At 73.2% G+C, this 15888-nt stretch carries 16 protein-coding genes; 8 read left to right on the top strand and 8 right to left on the bottom strand.

Going from position 1 to position 15888, the window contains the following annotated elements; all coding sequences use genetic code 11:
* Positions 1-1822, bottom strand: a 1822-nt coding sequence (locus BZL64_RS04810) for a HelD family protein (protein WP_086766496.1), incomplete at its 3' end; no start/stop codon positions are given.
* A gap of 298 nt (positions 1823-2120) precedes the next feature.
* On the opposite strand from BZL64_RS04810, the gene BZL64_RS04805 reads away from it, so the two are divergent.
* On the top strand, positions 2121-2309 hold the full coding sequence (locus tag BZL64_RS04805; RefSeq protein ID WP_167396091.1) for a hypothetical protein: 189 nt from the start codon (positions 2121-2123) through the stop codon (positions 2307-2309).
* Between the two features lie 121 nt (positions 2310-2430).
* Positions 2431-2895, top strand: coding sequence for a DUF3824 domain-containing protein (locus BZL64_RS04800; RefSeq protein WP_086766490.1), 465 nt, complete (start codon positions 2431-2433; stop codon positions 2893-2895).
* Positions 2896-2934: 39 nt separating this feature from the next.
* Here BZL64_RS04800 and BZL64_RS04795 read toward each other — a convergent pair whose 3' ends face one another.
* On the bottom strand, positions 2935-4581 hold the full coding sequence (locus BZL64_RS04795; RefSeq protein ID WP_086766488.1) for a DNA repair helicase XPB: 1647 nt from the start codon (positions 4579-4581) through the stop codon (positions 2935-2937).
* A gap of 97 nt (positions 4582-4678) precedes the next feature.
* Here BZL64_RS04795 and BZL64_RS04790 point away from each other — a divergent pair, with 97 nt between their 5' ends.
* Positions 4679-5197 (top strand): NUDIX hydrolase, encoded by a 519-nt coding sequence (locus BZL64_RS04790; protein ID WP_086766494.1) that lies wholly within the window; start codon positions 4679-4681, stop codon positions 5195-5197.
* Positions 5198-5223: 26 nt separating this feature from the next.
* Here the strand turns inward: BZL64_RS04790 and BZL64_RS04785 are convergent, their stop codons facing one another.
* On the bottom strand, positions 5224-7821 hold the full coding sequence (locus BZL64_RS04785; RefSeq protein ID WP_086766486.1) for a helicase C-terminal domain-containing protein: 2598 nt from the start codon (positions 7819-7821) through the stop codon (positions 5224-5226).
* An 85-nt stretch (positions 7822-7906) separates the two neighbouring features.
* On the opposite strand from BZL64_RS04785, the gene BZL64_RS04780 reads away from it, so the two are divergent.
* From BZL64_RS04780 to BZL64_RS04770, 3 genes are all read left to right on the top strand, one after another.
* Positions 7907-8209, top strand: a complete 303-nt coding sequence (locus BZL64_RS04780; RefSeq protein ID WP_143662989.1) for a type 2 periplasmic-binding domain-containing protein — start codon at positions 7907-7909, stop codon at positions 8207-8209.
* Between the two features lie 74 nt (positions 8210-8283).
* Positions 8284-9267, top strand: a complete 984-nt coding sequence (locus BZL64_RS04775) for a hypothetical protein (protein WP_086766482.1) — start codon at positions 8284-8286, stop codon at positions 9265-9267.
* Between the two features lie 48 nt (positions 9268-9315).
* On the top strand, positions 9316-9951 hold the full coding sequence (locus tag BZL64_RS04770; protein ID WP_086766480.1) for an HAD family hydrolase: 636 nt from the start codon (positions 9316-9318) through the stop codon (positions 9949-9951).
* 78 nt (positions 9952-10029) lie between these two features.
* On the opposite strand, the gene BZL64_RS04765 is transcribed toward BZL64_RS04770, so the two are convergent.
* On the bottom strand, positions 10030-10311 hold the full coding sequence (locus BZL64_RS04765) for a hypothetical protein (RefSeq protein ID WP_086766478.1): 282 nt from the start codon (positions 10309-10311) through the stop codon (positions 10030-10032).
* 165 nt (positions 10312-10476) lie between these two features.
* Between BZL64_RS04765 and BZL64_RS41895 the strand changes: the two genes are divergently transcribed.
* Positions 10477-10860, top strand: coding sequence for a cold-shock protein (locus tag BZL64_RS41895; protein WP_086766476.1), 384 nt, complete (start codon positions 10477-10479; stop codon positions 10858-10860).
* Positions 10861-10879: 19 nt separating this feature from the next.
* Here BZL64_RS41895 and BZL64_RS04755 read toward each other — a convergent pair whose 3' ends face one another.
* The 4 genes from BZL64_RS04755 to BZL64_RS04740 all read right to left on the bottom strand — a co-directional run bounded on the left by BZL64_RS04755 (position 10880) and on the right by BZL64_RS04740 (position 14573).
* A complete protein-coding gene (locus BZL64_RS04755) occupies positions 10880-11785 on the bottom strand; it encodes a 1,4-dihydroxy-6-naphtoate synthase (RefSeq protein WP_086766474.1) in 906 nt (301 codons plus the stop codon).
* The gene (locus BZL64_RS04750; RefSeq protein WP_086766472.1) at positions 11763-12524 is read right to left on the bottom strand and encodes a futalosine hydrolase; all 762 of its coding nucleotides are present in this window, start codon (positions 12522-12524) and stop codon (positions 11763-11765) included. The genes BZL64_RS04755 and BZL64_RS04750 overlap by 23 nt, the downstream gene beginning before the upstream one ends.
* Positions 12494-12973, bottom strand: coding sequence for a DUF2771 domain-containing protein (locus tag BZL64_RS04745; protein WP_373314914.1), 480 nt, complete (start codon positions 12971-12973; stop codon positions 12494-12496). Before BZL64_RS04745 ends, BZL64_RS04750 begins: the two co-directional genes overlap by 31 nt.
* Positions 12974-13139: 166 nt before the next feature.
* Complete coding sequence (locus BZL64_RS04740) at positions 13140-14573, bottom strand: MFS transporter (RefSeq protein WP_167396090.1); 1434 nt, start codon at positions 14571-14573, stop codon at positions 13140-13142.
* A gap of 333 nt (positions 14574-14906) precedes the next feature.
* Between BZL64_RS04740 and BZL64_RS04735 the strand changes: the two genes are divergently transcribed.
* Positions 14907-15833, top strand: a complete 927-nt coding sequence (locus BZL64_RS04735; protein ID WP_086766467.1) for a DUF3027 domain-containing protein — start codon at positions 14907-14909, stop codon at positions 15831-15833.
* Positions 15834-15888: the final 55 nt, after the last annotated feature.

The following is a 15888-nucleotide window of genomic DNA, read 5'->3' as shown; positions in this document are numbered from 1 at the left end:
CCGCGGTGAGCGCCTCGGCGAGGACGGGCACGCGGGCGTCTGCAGCGATGAGGCCCGTGGAGCCCTCGTTGCCGAGCAACTCCTCGCAAGCCGCGACGACTTCCGCGTCCTGCGACACCGCGCGGACCTCGAAGAAGCCGGGGTTCTCGCGGACCGAGGCGACCGGCGTCAGGCCCGGCGCGATGTGCGGCAGCAGGCGGGAGGCGTAGGTGATGACGTCCGTCGGGACGCGGAAACCGGCCGTGAGTTCCTCGATCACCGCGTCGGCCTTGCCGAGGTGTCCGAGGGCCTCCTCCCAACTCCGCGTCGCCCAGGGCGTGGTGCCCTGCGCCAGGTCGCCCAGGACGGTCGCGCTGCCGGTGCTGCAGCGGCGGCCGACGGCCCGGTACTGCATGGGGGACAGGTCCTGCGCCTCGTCCAGGACCACATGGCCCAGGGAGTGCGTGCGCTCCACGAGATCGGTCGCCTCGTCGATCAACACCGCGTCCGCGGCAGACCACTTGGCCGACTTCACCGACCGCGCCGCCCTTTTGCCGGATCCGGGCAGTGCCCACAGGATCGTCTTCTGCTCGTCCGCGGTGAGGATCCCCTCCGCGTGCTCCGCGAGGAACTCCGGCTCCGAGAGCAGCCGCAGCACCAGCTTCGCCGGATCGACGGGCGGCCAGACCGCCTTCACGGCCGCCTTGACGGCGCTGTTGCGGGCCACGGCGTCCTGCACCCGGTCGTCGGGCGCCTCCCCGGCCCGCTCCATCTGCACCAGCACGGCATGCGCGACGCGCTGTGGGAGCGCGTCACGGGCGGCACCGTAGCGGATGTCACGGTCGAGCAACTCGCGGACGAGGCGCTCCAGTTCGTACGCCGGGACCCGCCAGCGGCGTGAGCCGCGCACGACGACGACCGGCTCGGCCGGCAGGCTGACGTGGGAGTACAGCGCCCGGCGCAGCACCTCGGCCATCCTCGCGTCGCCCTTGACGACCGCCGCGGGTGCCTCGTCGGTGCCCCGCACCTCGACCCGTGCGACGAGGTCGTCGACGGTGGCCTGGCGGACCGCCAGCTCGCCCAGCGCGGGCAGCACCTGTTCGATGTAGTGGAGGAAGGACCGGTTCGGCCCGATGACCAGCGTGCCGGTGCGGGCGAGCCGCTCACGGTGGGCGTACAGCAGATAGGCCACCCGGTGCAGGCCGACGGCCGTCTTCCCGGTACCGGGGCCGCCCTGGACGCACACCGAGCCGCCCAGCCCGCTGCGGACGATCTCGTCCTGCTCGGGCTGGATCGTGGCGACGATGTCCCGCATCGGGCCGACACGCGGCCGCTCGATCTCCCGCTGGAGCAGCTTGCTGGTGGTGGCCGCCTCGGCGGGGTCGGAGAGGTGCTCGTCCTCGTACGCGGTGAGGTCGCCGCCCGTGTAGCCGAACCGGCGCCTCAGCCCGACGTCCATCGGGTCCTTCTTCGAGGCCCGGTAGAACGGCTGTGAGACCGGCGCACGCCAGTCGATGACCATCGGGTCGCCGTCGTGGTCGTGGACGTGCCGGCGCCCGATGTACAAGCGCTCCCCCTTCGCGCCCTCCGCCCGGTCGGCACCCGGCGCGTGGAGGTAGTCCAGCCGGCCGAAGAACAGCGGGGTGTGGCTGAGGTCGGCGAGCGCCTTGATGCGGTCCCCGATCTGGCGCTCCAGAATCTGGGCGTTGACCCAGTTCGCGGTGACGTCGCTGATGTCGAGGGACTGGACGTCCTCCCGCATGGCGCGCAGCGCGGCACGGGAGGAGGCCAGGTGGGAGCGCTCACGGGAGAGCGGGTCGTCAGCGGACACGGGCGTGGACAAGGGAGTGCCTCCGGGCCTGCGGAAGGGGTGACTGCGGGAAGCCGTCCGGTTTCCGTCCGGGCGGCGGCGCTCCGTGGGGAGGCTGGCAAGAGCGGAGATTCTAGGACCTGGGGGTGCCGGGAAGCCAACCGGTTTTCCCGTCCCGCCCTGCCGCCCGCTCCCGTCCCCTAGGGGACAAGACCTCCTCCGACCCCTTCTCCCCGGAGGAACCGCTCCCTCTGCGGGTGGAGACGGAGTCCACCCGAAGTGGCTCCTGAGACCGATGCCGCCCTTATGTCCCCTATCGCACCATGGAGTCATGAGCGCAGCGACCTTCACCCCAGCCCCCGCACCGGGCCGTCCGTCCGGCGCGACCTCCGTAACCTCCGGCAGCCACCACCACCGCCTCGGCGACGCCCTGCACGCGATACGCGTCTTCGCGGGCGCGGCCTTCGAGGTGGTCGTCCTCGGCGAGTACGGCGAGGAGGTGGGCGTCCGCCGCAGGTAGCTCCGCAGGTGGCTCCGCCGGAAGTACGCGGCCGGTCCCCTGGCGCGTCTGAGTACGTGAGGCGCCCGGATGAGTACGCGCGCAGATGTCCGCGCACCCCGCCAGGCGGTTCACTCGGGGTATGACGACGCCGCAGCACGGGCCGTATCCCCCGCAGGGACCGCAGCACGGGCCGTACTCCCCGCAGAACCACCCGAACCACCCGGGTCCGCCGTACAACGGCTACGGCTACGTCCCGTACCGGGTCCCCGGTCCCGACGACTTCGACCACCGGACCTCGACCGCCCCGCTGGTCGCCACCGTGCTGCTGACGGTCCTCGGTCCCGCGGCCCTCTTCCTCGGCGGCCTGTCCGTGATGGCCACCGACAGCTGCGGCTCCGACTGCCCGACCGCGCTCACGACCTGGCTGTACCTGATCTACGGCACGATCGTCTTCGGCGGCGTGCTCTCACTCGCCGCGCTCGTCACCGCCTGGTCGCTGCCCCGCAAGATCCGCTACTGGAACCTGCGCCGCTGGGCCGCCCTCGTCACCGTCGCCCCGTCGGTGCTCGTGATCGTCCTGGTGTGCACGATCCCCTCACCGTGACCGGACCTCCCACCGGGACGGACTCCTCACCCTGACGGATCAGGCCTCCTCCGCCAGCAGCTCCGTCGCGTCCATGATCCGGTAGGCGTAGCCCTGTTCGGCGAGGAAGCGCTGCCGGTGGGCGGCGAAGTCCTGGTCGAGCGTGTCGCGGGCGACGACCGAGTAGAAGTGGGCCTGGTGGCCGTCCGCCTTCGGCCGCAGCACCCGGCCCAGCCGCTGGGCCTCCTCCTGGCGCGAGCCGAAGGTGCCCGAGACCTGGATGGCGACCGTCGCCTCGGGCAGGTCGATCGAGAAGTTCGCGACCTTCGACACGACCAGCACGCTGATCTCACCCTGCCGGAAGGACTCGAACAGCTTCTCCCGCTGCGCGTTGGACGTCTCGCCCTTGATGACCGGCGCGTTCAGATGCTCCCCCAGCTCGTCGAGCTGGTCGATGTACTGGCCGATGACGAGGATCTGCTGCCCGGCGAACCGGCGCACGATCGCCTCCGTCACCTTCCGCTTGGTCTCGGTGGTGGCACAGAAGCGGTACTTCTCCTCGGCCTCGGCGGTCGCGTAGGCGAGCCGCTCGGCGTCCGTGAGGTTGACCCGGACCTCGACACAGTCCGCGGGCGCGATGTAGCCCTGCGCCTCGATCTCCTTCCACGGAGCGTCGAACCGCTTCGGCCCGATGAGCGAGAAGACGTCCGACTCGCGGCCGTCCTCGCGCACCAGCGTGGCCGTGAGCCCCAGCCGCCGCCGCGCCTGAAGGTCCGCCGTGAACTTGAAGACCGGCGCCGGCAGCAGGTGCACCTCGTCGTAGACGATGAGCCCCCAGTCGCGGGAGTCGAACAGCTCCAGGTGCGGGTAGACGCCCTTCCGCCTGGTCGTCAGCACCTGGTAGGTGGCGATGGTGACGGGCCGGATCTCCTTGCGCGTCCCGCTGTACTCGCCGATCTCCTCCTCGGTCAGCGACGTCCGCTTGATCAGCTCGTGCTTCCACTGCCGGGCGGAGACGGTGTTGGTGACGAGGATCAGCGTGGTCGCCTTGGCCTGGGCCATCGACCCGGCCCCGACCAGCGTCTTCCCGGCGCCGCAGGGCAGGACCACGACCCCGGACCCGCCGTGCCAGAAGTTCTCCACGGCCTGCTTCTGGTACGGCCGCAGCGCCCAGCCGTCCTCGGCCAGCTCGATCGGATGCGCCTCGCCGTCGACGTACCCCGCGAGGTCCTCGGCGGGCCAGCCCAGCTTCAGCAGGGTCTGCTTGATCTGCCCGCGCTCGGAGGGGTGCACGGCGACCGTGTCGGGGTCGATCCGCGTCCCGACCAGCGGGGCGACCCGCTTGGAGCGCAGGATCTCCTCCAGGACCGGCCGGTCCGTGGTGGTCAGAACGAGACCGTGCGCCGGGTGCTTGCTGAGCGTCAGCCGCCCGTAGCGGTCCATCGTCTCGGCGATGTCCACCAGCAGCGCGTGCGGCACCGGATAGCGGCTGAACTCCACCAGCGCGTCCACCACCTGCTCGGCGTCGTGCCCGGCGGCGCGCGCGTTCCACAGGCCCAGCGGGGTCAGCCGGTAGGTGTGGATGTGCTCGGGCGCCCGCTCCAGTTCGGCGAACGGCGCGATGGCGCGGCGGCACGCGTCGGCCAGTTCGTGGTCGACCTCCAGGAGCAGGGTCTTGTCGGACTGGACGATGAGTGGACCATTCACGCGCGGCACCCTTTCCTTCACGGCCGTGGAACGCGGCCAAACGTCCAGTGTGCCCTACCGGCCACGACGGGGGTGGGGGTGCGACAGAGTGGCCTTCATGACAGCCACGGGTGAGCGGGTGGACCGGGTCGACGAGCGGGACCGGGTGATCGGGGTGGTGGACCGGGGTGACGCCATCACCAACCTCTGGCTGCACCGCGTCGCGACGACCGTCTGCCGGGACACGGACGGCCGGATCCTGGTGCACCGGCGCCCGGAGACCATGTCCCGCTTCCCCGGCCAGTACAACTGGCTGGTCGGCGGGGGCGTCGAGGCCGGAGAGTCCTACGAACGGGCCGCGGCCCGCGAGCTGGCCGAGGAACTCGGCGTGCCGGCACCGACGGTCCGGTTCGCGTTCAAGTTCCTGTGCCGGGGCGTGATCAGCCCCTACTGGCTCGGCGTCCACGAAGCCGTCGTCACCGGAGACCTCGCCCCCGACCCGGAGGAGATCGACTGGCACGCCTGGGTCACCGACAGCGAGCTGCGCGACCTGACCGGGCGCCTGCCGTTCGTCCCCGACGGCGTCGAGGCCCTGCGCCGCTACACGGACGGACGCCCCGCGACACGACCCGAGTGACGCCCCGCGTGATGCCCGCGTGACGCCTATGCCTCGTCGTCCGCCAGCTCCGCCACTCCCGTGATCCGGTGCAGCGGGTACGTCCTGACCTCGTCCGCGGTGTGGTCGTACGCCGTCACGAAGCCGCCCTCCACCCGAACCGGGGCGATGACGCGCTGGCTGGCGGACCCCTCGGCGTTGACGTAGCCGATCCACACGGCCTCGCCGGTGAGCACGGCGGCCTGCATGGTGGCGAGGGTGTCGGCGGGGGAGGTGCGGGGAAGGGCGCCGGGCGCCTGCGCGATGGCGTCCTCGACCGGCTTGCGGGGGGCCGTGGACGCCAGGTCACCGGCGCGGATCGCCCGGATCGCCGCCGAGAGGAGCATGCCGTCGGGGACGGGCGGACCCTCCGGGACCGGCTCGGGCGCCGTGCGGGGCGGGCTGCGGTGGGCGTCCGCGCGGGTGATCAGGACGTCGCCCTCGGCGGACTCGGCGGCCGGTGCGAACCCCATCGCGCGCAGCCCGTCGAGCAGGGCCGCCGGGTCGGCCTGGGCCGCGAGCACGGTCGGCGCGAGGCGGCGCAGCCGCAGGGCGGCGGCACGCTTGTCGGCGAGGATCTCGTTGAGCATCGCGTCGTCGTCGCAGCGAACGTACGCCGAGGCGGCGCCCACCCGGAGATGCCCGTGCCGGCGGGCCACGTCGTCGATGAGGTACGTCAGCGGCTGCGGCACCGGCGTGCGGGAGTGCTCGGCGAGGAAGGCGTGCAGGTCGGAGGCGGTACGGCCGGCGTCCAGGGCACGGCGTACGGAGCCGGGCGTGAAGCGGTAGACGGTCGCCCCGCCCTTCGACTCCACGTCGGCGAGCACACCCAGCACATCGGCGAGCGGCCGGTGCAGCGGGCCGGGCGCCACCGCCGTGAGGTCCGCCTGGAGCAGCACATGGTCCAGCGGCTCGGGCAACAGCGGCGCGAGGAGCCGTACGGCGGCAGCGGAGGCGACGGCCCGCTCGGCGGGGGAGAGGAGGCCGGGCGCGTGCGCGGGGACGGCGTGGTGGTGGAAGGGCAGCTTGTCACCGGGGCCCTGCGGGAAGCCGACGCCCTGCGGGGAGCCCGTGCCCTGCGCGGAGCCCGTGCCCTCGTCGGTGGCCGGCCCGTGCGGGTGGGCCGCCGCGCCGAGGAGGGCCCGCGCCTGCGACGACAGGGCGCCCCGGCCCGTGATGCCGAGCAGCTCCGCCTCCGACAGGGTCCAGCGGGCCAGCCGGGAGCGGAGGTCGTCGTCGCGCTGAGGACCGCGCAGCGGGCGTTCCCAGGCGAGGCGGGCGAGCACCGACTCGGCGGTCGGCGCGGTGCCCTCCGGGAGTCCCGCGAGCAGCGTCAGCACCCGGCGGCGTACCTCCGGGGCGGCCGAGCGGTCCAGGCCAGGACCGAGCGCCGACAGGGTCCGCTCCTTCGCGTCCCGCCCGCCGATCAGCCCCGGCGTCCGGGTCCCCGCGAGCCAGGCCTGCGCCAACAGGACCCACCGCTCGGCGGGGGGACGCTCCACCCACTCGTCGAAGAACGGGGTGGCCGCGTACCGCTCGTCGGCCTCGCCGTCCGAGGCGATCAGCCCGGCGGCGTACGCCAGCTCGACCCAGAACGCGGCCATCGGCTCCGACAGGTCGAGGGCGACGGCCGTCCGCTTCAGGTCCCGCTGACTCAGCCCGCCCGCGCGCAGCACGGCGGGACCGCCCTCGTCCCAGTCCTTCAGCAGCTCCTCCACGGTCGCCAGCGCCGTGTACGCCTGCCCGGCCGCCGCCGCGTCCACCACCTGGGGACGGCGGGCCGCCGCCGCCTCCACGGCGGGCGGCACCGGCTCGGGTCTGCGATGGGCGTGGCCGCCCCGCAGATGCAGGGCGACCTCGCGCGGCATCACGACAGTGCCGGGCGCGGTGGGCAGCAGCAGCCCCCGGTCCAGCAGCCAGCGCAGCCGGGCCGCCGGATCCGCGGTCACCTGCCCGTACGGCGGCCCCCACACCAGCCGTTCCAGGACCTCCAGGGACTCGGCGGGCGCCTCGGCGAGCAGCGCGCTCATCCTCCGGCGGTCGCCGAACAGCGAGGCCAGCGCGGTGACCGCCGACACCGAGTCATGGGTGGACGCCAGCCCGGCCGCCGTCACGATCTCCTGGATCCGGCCCGGCGACATGCCCGCGGTGGCCTCCCGCACGGACGGGCCCAGCCCGGTCGGCGAGGGATGCTGCGGCGACGGAGCGAGCAGCTCGCGGGCGGTGCGCACCAGCCGCAGCCGGTCGTCGTCACCCCAGAGCAGCGCCTGCTCGCGCAGCACGGCCACGGCACCGGGGAGCGCGGCGACGACGGCCGCGTCCCGCGCGTCCCCGGCCATGAGCCCCAGCAGCTCCTCGTACGCCGCCGGTTCGGCCGCCACGGCCAGCGCCTCCGCCGTCTGGAGCGTGAACCGGTCCAGGTGCTCCAGGGCCCGCACCACCGACGCCCGCGTCCCCGCACGGGTGGCGAGCTGGGTGAGGTCGGTGGGGACCGGGGTGACGAGATCGGGGCGGGCGCGCAGGAGCGCGGCCAGGGACGCGTCGTCCCGGGTACGGAGCGCCTCCGCGAGGGAACGCGGGGCCGAGGGCTTCTCGTCGCTGCTCATCCGCTCAACGGTAGCGGGTGGCGGGCCCGGCGAGGGGACCCAGCCGGGGACCGGGACCCCGGCTGCCAGGTGCATGCTGGAAACCGTGTCCGGCACCGCGGGCGGCTTCGGCTACAGCAAGGTCACCAACGCAGAGAAGCGGGCCAAGGACGACCGGGACCTCGTCCGGATCACCATCGCCGGCCAGCAGGCCACCCTCGACGGCGTCGAGAACGGCGACTGCCCCTACTGGCAGACCGAGTTGGCCTACACCTACGGCGAACCCCCGGCCGGCTCCCTCGCCTTCCTCACCTACCTCACCGAACAGGGCTGCAGAGACGTCCTGCACGCCTACGGCAACCGACTCTGCTCGGAGGTGGAGAACCCCCGCGTGTGCGAGCCGTCGTGAGCGCCGCGACGGGGGCACGCTGCGCTAACGTCGTATCGCGGGGTATCCAAGGCACCGGCCCCGGAGGGGACTTCGTGGGTATCGAGAGCGATCAGGTCGTCTACGAGTATCTGAGCCGCGTCGGCGACGTGGCGCAGCAACGGCAGTTGTCGTCGGCCACACGCATGCGGCTCGTGTCCGAGCTGCGCAACGAGATCGACCGGCGGCGCGCCAAGGCGCCCGTCGACAGCCCCGCGGCCGTCCGCCGCATCCTCGACCGGCTCGGCAGCCCCGACGACATCGTCGCGGCGGCCGACGGCACCCGTGGTACCCGCGGAGGCCCCCCGCAGGCCCCGCCCGCCGCGGTGCCCGCCCAGCGCAAGCAGGAGCCACCGCCGGACGCCCCACGCCGCCCCAAGGGGCTGCGGCGCGTCGTGCCCCGGCCCCGGCCGCGCTCCGACGCGCCCGCCGCCCCGGACATCCCGTCGCCGCCGCACCGCGCGGGCACGCACGAACTGGGAGACGTCGGGGAGACCCCGGACTGGTGGGGCCGCGAGGCGAGCCCGTTCGGGCTGGGCGAGGAGGTGCCGGGGTTCGTCGGCGGCGTGGAGATCGCGGACATGCTGCGGCCCCCGCCGAAGCCGCAGGCGGCCAAGGCTGAGCCGGTGGAGCGGCTACCGGAGTCCGACGAGGAGGAGCCCGCCGCCCGCCGCCGACGCTTCCTGCCGTCGCTGCCTGGGGGGCGCTGGAGCAACCCGTTCCTGCTCGTCGCCGCCGCCTGCCTGGTCGCGGGCACGGTCACCGGGACCTGGATCGCCCTGCTCATCGGCTGGGCCCTCGCCTACGTCTCGCGGCGGCTGTCCGAGGCGGAGAAGAAGTGGGCGGTCTTCGTCCTCCCCGGCCTCGCGGCCACCGGGGGCATCGTCTGGATCTGGGGCCGCACGGCCGGCCGCTGGGGCACCCCGATCCCCGAGGGCCACATGAACGAGGCGCTCGCGCAGACATGGCCGTGGGTGCTGCGCGGGGCGGCCGTGGCCTCAGCCCTGTTCCTGGTCTGGCGGTCCCAGCGGGACAGGTAGCCCAGGCAGCGGGGCGCCCCCTTGCCCCGGCTCGGCACAATGGTGGGCATGATCTCCGTGCACCCCGCCGCTCCCGTCGTCGGCTTCGATCTGGACATGACCCTCGTCGACTCCCGCCCCGGCATCCACGCCGCCTACGTGGAACTGGCCGCGCGGACCGGGACGTACATCGACGCCGATCTGGTGGTGACCCGGCTCGGGCCGCCGCTGGAGGACGAGATGGCGCAGTGGTTCCCGGCGGAGCGCGTCGCGGTGATGGCGGACCTGTACCGCGAGATCTACCCGGAGTACGCCGTCACGCGCACGCCCGCGATGTCCGGCGCCCGGGAGGCGATCGAGGCCGTACGGGCGGCGGGCGGGCGGGCGATCGTGGTCACCGCGAAGTGGGAGCCGAACGCCAAGCTCCACCTGACGCACCTCGGCATCGAGGCGGACGCCGTCATCGGCAACCTGTGGGCGGAGCGCAAGGCGGTGGCGCTGCGCGAGCACGGCGCGAGCGTGTACGTGGGCGACCACGTCGGGGACGTCCGCGGCGCCCGCACCGCCGGGGCGCTGTCGGTGGCGGTGCCGACGGGCCCGTGCGACGCGGACGACCTGCGCGCGGCCGGCGCCGACGTGATCCTCGACGACCTGACGCACTTCCCGGCCTGGCTCACGGAGCACCTGGCCGCCGGGACGGCCTGACCGGCGGTCACTGTCCGGCGGTCACTGTCCGGCGGTCACCGTCCGGCCGTCACCGTCCGGCCGTCACCGTCGCGGCGGCTACCGCTCGCCGCGCGCCTGCCGGCGTCCGGCCGCGGCGGACCGCAGCACCCCCGCGCCCGCGATCAGGAACCCGACTCCCATGAGCATGCTCAGTCCGAACATGTACGGAGGAAAGGGCGTCGCGTCGAAGAACAGCGGGGCCACGGTGACCAGTGTGGCCAGAGCGCCGACGAAGAACACGAGGGCACCGGCCCGGATCAGTCGGTCACCGGGCGCGGCGAAATTCGCTTGGTCCCGCGGGCTGGGGGATGTACCCCTGAGGGGAGGAGTGTCAGGCACCCGACCAGGGTAGTTCCCTGCCCGAAGGGAACAACCCTGGGACGTCTTGTCACCCGGACAAAGACCATTAGCCTTGGAAGCGGCGGGTCGATGTGGACCCGCCGCCGCGTTATCAAGACCCGTTTCCCCTGCGGTTTTCCGACGAGTACGAGGACGAGGACAGACGTGCCCACCGGCAAAGTCAAGTGGTTCAACAGTGAGAAGGGCTTCGGCTTTCTCTCCCGTGACGACGGCGGTGACGTCTTCGTCCATTCCTCGGTCCTGCCCGCCGGAGTCGAGGCGCTCAAGCCGGGGCAGCGCGTGGAGTTCGGCGTCGTGGCCGGACAGCGCGGTGACCAGGCGCTCTCGGTCGTGGTCCTCGATCCGACACCCTCGGTCGCGGCCGCCCAGCGCAAGAAGCCCGACGAACTGGCCTCCATCGTCCAGGATTTGACGACCCTCCTCGAAAACATCACGCCGATGCTGGAGAAGGGCCGTTATCCCGAGAAGAACTCCGGCAAGAAGATCGCGGGCCTGCTGCGCGCGGTCGCCGACCAGTTGGACGTGTGACGCGCGAGCGTCTGCCGGCTCACGGGAAATCGAGTGACCGCGGGCCGAGGGGCGGTACCAGCCCCTCGGCCGCCGCGCGTGTCAGCAGTCCGCGCACGGCCGCGTAGCCGTCCTCGCCGAGGTCGGCCGTGAACTCGTTGACGTACAGCCCGATGTGCTGGTCGGCGACGGCCGGATCCATTTCCTGGGCGTGTTCCATGACGTACGGGCGGGACACCTCGGGGGCGTCCCAGGCGGCGCGCACGGAGGCGCGGACGGAGTCGGCGAGGCCGGTCAGGACCGCCGGGCCGAGGGACCGCTTCGCGATGATCGCGCCGAGCGGGATCGGCAGCCCGGTCGTGGACTCCCAGTGCTCGCCCATGTCGGCCAGTCGGTGCAGCCCGTAGTTCTGGTAGGTGAAGCGGGCCTCGTGGATGACCAGGCCCGCGTCGACCTTCCCGTCCCGCACGGCGGGCATGATCTCGTGGAACGGCATGACGACGATCTCGCCGACCCCGCCGGGGACCACGTCCGCCGCCCACAGCCGGAACAGCAGGTACGCCGTCGACCGCTCGCTCGGCACGGCCACGGTACGGCCGGTCAGTCCCCCACTGCCAAGAGCGTGGGAGGTGCCCCCAAGCCCCGCCTCCCTGGTCAGCACCAGCGGCCCGCAGCCCCGCCCCAGCGCACCCCCGCAGGGCAGCAGCGCGTACTCGTCGAGGACGTACGGCAGCACGGCGTACGACACCTTCAGCACGTCCAGCTCGCCGCGTTCGGCCATGCCGTTGGTGAGGTCGATGTCCGCGAACGTCACGTCGAGCGCGGGCGCGCCGGGTACGCGGCCGTGGGCCAGGGCGTCGAAGACGAAGGTGTCGTTGGGGCAGGGGGAGTAGGCGATCCGCAGCGGCTGGTCGCCGGTCAGGTCACTGGTCAGGTCGGTGCTCATGCGGGTTCCAACTCTCCAGGACGGGTGCGAGCTTCCCGAACGCCGTCGTCAGGGCGGCCAGCGCCTCACCGATGCGCCAGGCGGCGCGGTCACGGGGGCCCACCGGGTTGGAGACCGCGCGGATCTCCAGCACCGGCACGCCGTGCGCGGCGGCGGCCTCGGCGACGCCGAAGCCCTCCATGGCCTCGGCGAGGGCCCGCGGGTGGCGGGCGCGCAGTGCGGCGGCGCGGGAGGCGGTACCGGTGACCGTGGACACGGTCAGGACGGCGCCCGCGCGGCCTCCGGTGGCCTCCACGGCCTGCTGTACGAGGGACCTCGGCGGGTGGTGGGTGACGGTGCCGAAGCCCAGCTCGGTGACCGGCAGGAAGCCTTCGGCGGTCTCCGCGCCCAGGTCGGCGGCGACGATCGTGTCGGCGAGGACCAGCGAGCCGACGGGCGCCTCGGGAAGGAACCCGCCGCCGATACCGGCCGAGACCACGAGGCCGTACGGCGTGCCCGCCAGGGCGGCGGCGGTGAGGGCGGCGGAGACGGACGCGGCGGCGAGGGCGGGGCCGACGCCGGCGGCCAGCAGGTCGTACGCCGTGCCGGTGCGGTGCGGGGTCACACCCGGCAGACGCACCGGGCTGCCGGGCTCCGGGAACGCCCGTGCCACCGCGTCCCGTTCGGCGGGGACCGCGGTGGCGACGAGGATGCGGGCGGCAGACGTGGTCAGTCGTCCTTCTTCAGCTTGAACGACCACAGGCCGGTCGCCGACTGGCTGCCCTTCTTGCCGTCGCCCGCCTTGATGGTGACCAGCGTCGAGTCGCCCTGAGCGCCGTACTGGGCGTTGAAGAAGACGCTGCCGGGGATGGCGCGGTAGGTCTTGTCGCTGTCCTCGGTGAGCGGCTGGCCGTTCATCAGGATCGTCCAGCGCTGGTCGGCGACGTCCGGGTCGACACCGAAGCGGACGGTCTCGTCCGGGTCGACGCTGATGGACTTGATGTCCTTGTCGGCCAGGCACTTCGCCAGCTCGGCCTGCTCCAGGACTTCGTCCTCACCACCGCAGGTGGCGTCCGAGCTGACCGAGGAGGAGCCGACGGTGATCGTGGACAGCGGAGTCGGCTTGTCGCACGCCGACAGGACGAGCAGTCCGGCGGAAACGGCGCCGGCGGCGGCGACGGCGCGGCGGCGTCGCACAACGGATCGCATCGAGGTCATGGGGCGAAGGCTATCGGGCACGGTCAGAGGTCTCTCTACGTGGGGTGCGGCGTGGCCGCGGGTTACGCCACGCGGGCTGGGACCGGGCGGCGGGGCCACCCGCTTCCGGCTGGGCGGCTTCGTCCGGCGAGACGCCGTGCGCGCCGGGTCCCGTCGGTCAGGCGACCTTCGTGCGGGATGAGCCGCCGTGCCGCCCGGAGCCGATCAGGCTTCGGGCGGTGGTCGCCCAGCCGGTGGCGATGACCACGGCGGCCACGGAGAGCCCCAGGGTGCCGTTCAGCGGCATCACGATGCCGACCGCGCCCCCGAACACCCACGACACCTGCAGCATCGTCTCCGAGCGGGCGAACGCCGAGGTGCGCACCAGCTCGGGCACGTCCCGCTGGATCAGCGCGTCCAGGGACAGCTTGGACAGGGCCTGCGAGAACCCCGCGACGGCCGTGAGGCATGCCACCAGGAACGCCCCGAAGAAGACCGCCGTGGTGATCACCGCGCCCAGGACCACCGCGACCACGGTCACGATGATCAGTTCCGGGGCGCGTGAACGCAGGGCCGCGCCCACGGAGGTGCCCAGCGCGTTGCCGACGCCCGCCGAGACGGCGACGATGCCCAGCGAGACCGCCGCGCTCTGCCCGGTCATCGGGTGTTCGCGCAGCAGGAACGCCAGGAAGAACGTCAGGAACCCGGACAGCCAGCGCAGCGACGCGTTGGCGCCCAGGGCGTGGATGACCGCGCTGCCGACCGTCCGCAGGCCGGGGCGCTTGACGGGGCGGATGTGCGGGCCGTGCAGATGCTGTGCGTCGGCCGCGAGCAGTGCCCTGTCCTCACCCTTGGAGGAGTCGACCTTGGCAGGCAGGGTGAACGACAGGAACGTACCCGCCACGAAGATCACGAAGGCGCCGTAGAGCGGATAGCGCGGGCCGAGGACCTGGAGGGCACCGCCCAGGGGCGCGGCCAGCCCGGTGGCCAGGAGACCGCCCAGGGTGACCCGGGAATTGGCCTTCACCAGCGAGAAGCGCGGTGGCAGCAGGCGCGGCACGACGGCGCTTCTGACCACGCCGTACGCCTTCGACGCCACCAGGACGCCGAGCGCGGCCGGATACAGCTCGATGCTGCCGGTGACGACCGCGCCGGACAGCACCAGGGCGAGGAGCGCCCGCGCCGCCATCGCACCCGCCATCGCCGCGCGGCGGCCGTGCGGCAGCTTGTCGAGGAGGGGGCCGATGACCGGGGCGAGGAGGGTGAAGGGTGCCATCGTGATGGCGAGGTAGAGGGCCACCCGGCCGCGGGCCTCGTCGGTGGGGACCGAGAAGAACACGGTCGACGCGAGCGCGATGGTGATCATCACATCGCCCGCGCCGTTCACGGCGTGCAGCTCGATCAGCTTCCCGAGGCCGGACTCCCCGGCGCCGTGCGCGTGCGTCGCCTTGCGGATACCGCGGGCGGTTCCGGTGAACGGCAGGTGCAGGGCACGGCCGATCGCGCGGACGGACCCGTTCATCCGGCCCGAACCGCTCACCCGGCCCCTCCCCTTGTCGCCCCTCACCCCACCGGTTCCGGTGGCGCCCTGGGGTGTCCTCGCGGCTGCCACTCCGCCATAGTGCCCCGAGAAACCCGTATGTAGCGCGGATACCGCACGTATGGGCGTGCACTTTCCGGCTCGTGGACGGCTTGTGGGCGCGGTCGGAAGGGGGGACGAGTACGCGGAAACTCGGCGCGGAGGGCCGTAGAAGGACCGTCGGTGTGGGATGAGCGGCCGCGAACAGGTAGCGTGCGTATCTCAGCCATCCCCCACAATGGATGGCACAGGTGCGCCCGAGCGCGATCGGACGCTGACGTCGACGCGGCCCACTGGTCCGCTCCGTCCGCTCCGCCGCCGGTGGCAACCGCACCCGAGTGACGGCGTAGGAGAGAAGCGATACCTGTGAGCGCAGCGACCACGCGAAGCCGCACCCCCGACCGCCTGTGCGCCGAGGCCGTCGACCTCGCCCGCGCGGCGGCAGAGGAGGCCGCCGCACCCGGCGTGGTCGGGGAGCACGTAGGCGTCCTCGCCGAGGGTGACCGGGTGGTGACGCACTTCTTCCGGTGCATGGAGCTCGGCTACCGGGGCTGGCGCTGGGCGGTGACCGTCGCGCGGGCCTCGCGGGCGAAGGCCGTCACGCTGGACGAGGTGGTGCTGCTGCCCGGTCCGGACGCCGTGCTGGCCCCCGAATGGGTCCCGTGGAGCGAACGCCTTCGGCCCGGCGACATGGGCCCCGGCGACCTCCTTCCCACGGAGGCCGACGACCTGCGTCTGGAGCCGGGCTACACCGGCGAGGAGGCCCCGCCGCCGAACTCTCCCGTCTCCGAGGAGATGGCCGAGCTGGTCGAGGCGGAGGACGCCGAGGTCACGGCCGCGCCGCCCGCGAAGCTGCCGGCCGTCCCGGCCCGCGGTTCCATCCCCGCGGTGGCCGAGGAGCTGGGGATGCGCCGGGCGCGCGTCCTGTCCCGCTACGGCCTGCACACCGCCGCGGACCGGTGGGACGAGGCGTTCGGGGCGAAGACCCCGATGGCGCAGGCGGCGCCCGCTTCCTGCGTCAGCTGTGGTTTCCTGACGCCGATCGGCGGGTCCCTGGGGCAGGCCTTCGGGGTCTGCGCGAACGAGTTCTCGCCGGCGGACGGGCGTGTGGTGTCGCTGGCGTACGGCTGCGGGGGGCACTCGGAGGCGGCGGTCATGCCCACGCCGCCGCGGCCCGCGGAGCCGGTGATCGACGAGAACCGGGTGGACCCCTTCCCGCTGCGCCCGGCGCCGGACTCCGGGTCCGTCCCGGCGGTACCGGACGAGGAATCGGCGGAACTGGGGCACTCGTAGGGGGTTCCTCGCCCCCGCCGCCCCTTCCCGACCCGAACCCTGGGAGCTGCCGCCC

The organism is Streptomyces bobili, assembly GCF_002154575.1.
Taxonomy (GTDB): domain Bacteria; phylum Actinomycetota; class Actinomycetes; order Streptomycetales; family Streptomycetaceae; genus Streptomyces; species Streptomyces bobili.
This window is presented reverse-complemented; position numbering and strand designations above follow the sequence as displayed.

Excerpts from the sequence above, each read along its gene's own strand:
- BZL64_RS04755 (WP_086766474.1), bottom strand. The coding sequence starts at position 11,785 with ATGAGCACCGACCTGACCAGTGACCTGACCGGCGACCAGCCGCTGCGG.
- BZL64_RS04745 (WP_373314914.1), bottom strand. The coding sequence starts at position 12,973 with ATGCGATCCGTTGTGCGACGCCGCCGCGCCGTCGCCGCCGCCGGCGCC.
- BZL64_RS04790 (WP_086766494.1), top strand. The coding sequence starts at position 4,679 with ATGACAGCCACGGGTGAGCGGGTGGACCGGGTCGACGAGCGGGACCGG.
- BZL64_RS04805 (WP_167396091.1), top strand. The coding sequence starts at position 2,121 with ATGAGCGCAGCGACCTTCACCCCAGCCCCCGCACCGGGCCGTCCGTCC.
- BZL64_RS04770 (WP_086766480.1), top strand. The coding sequence starts at position 9,316 with ATGATCTCCGTGCACCCCGCCGCTCCCGTCGTCGGCTTCGATCTGGAC.
- BZL64_RS04800 (WP_086766490.1), top strand. The coding sequence starts at position 2,431 with ATGACGACGCCGCAGCACGGGCCGTATCCCCCGCAGGGACCGCAGCAC.
- BZL64_RS04785 (WP_086766486.1), bottom strand. The coding sequence starts at position 7,821 with ATGAGCAGCGACGAGAAGCCCTCGGCCCCGCGTTCCCTCGCGGAGGCG.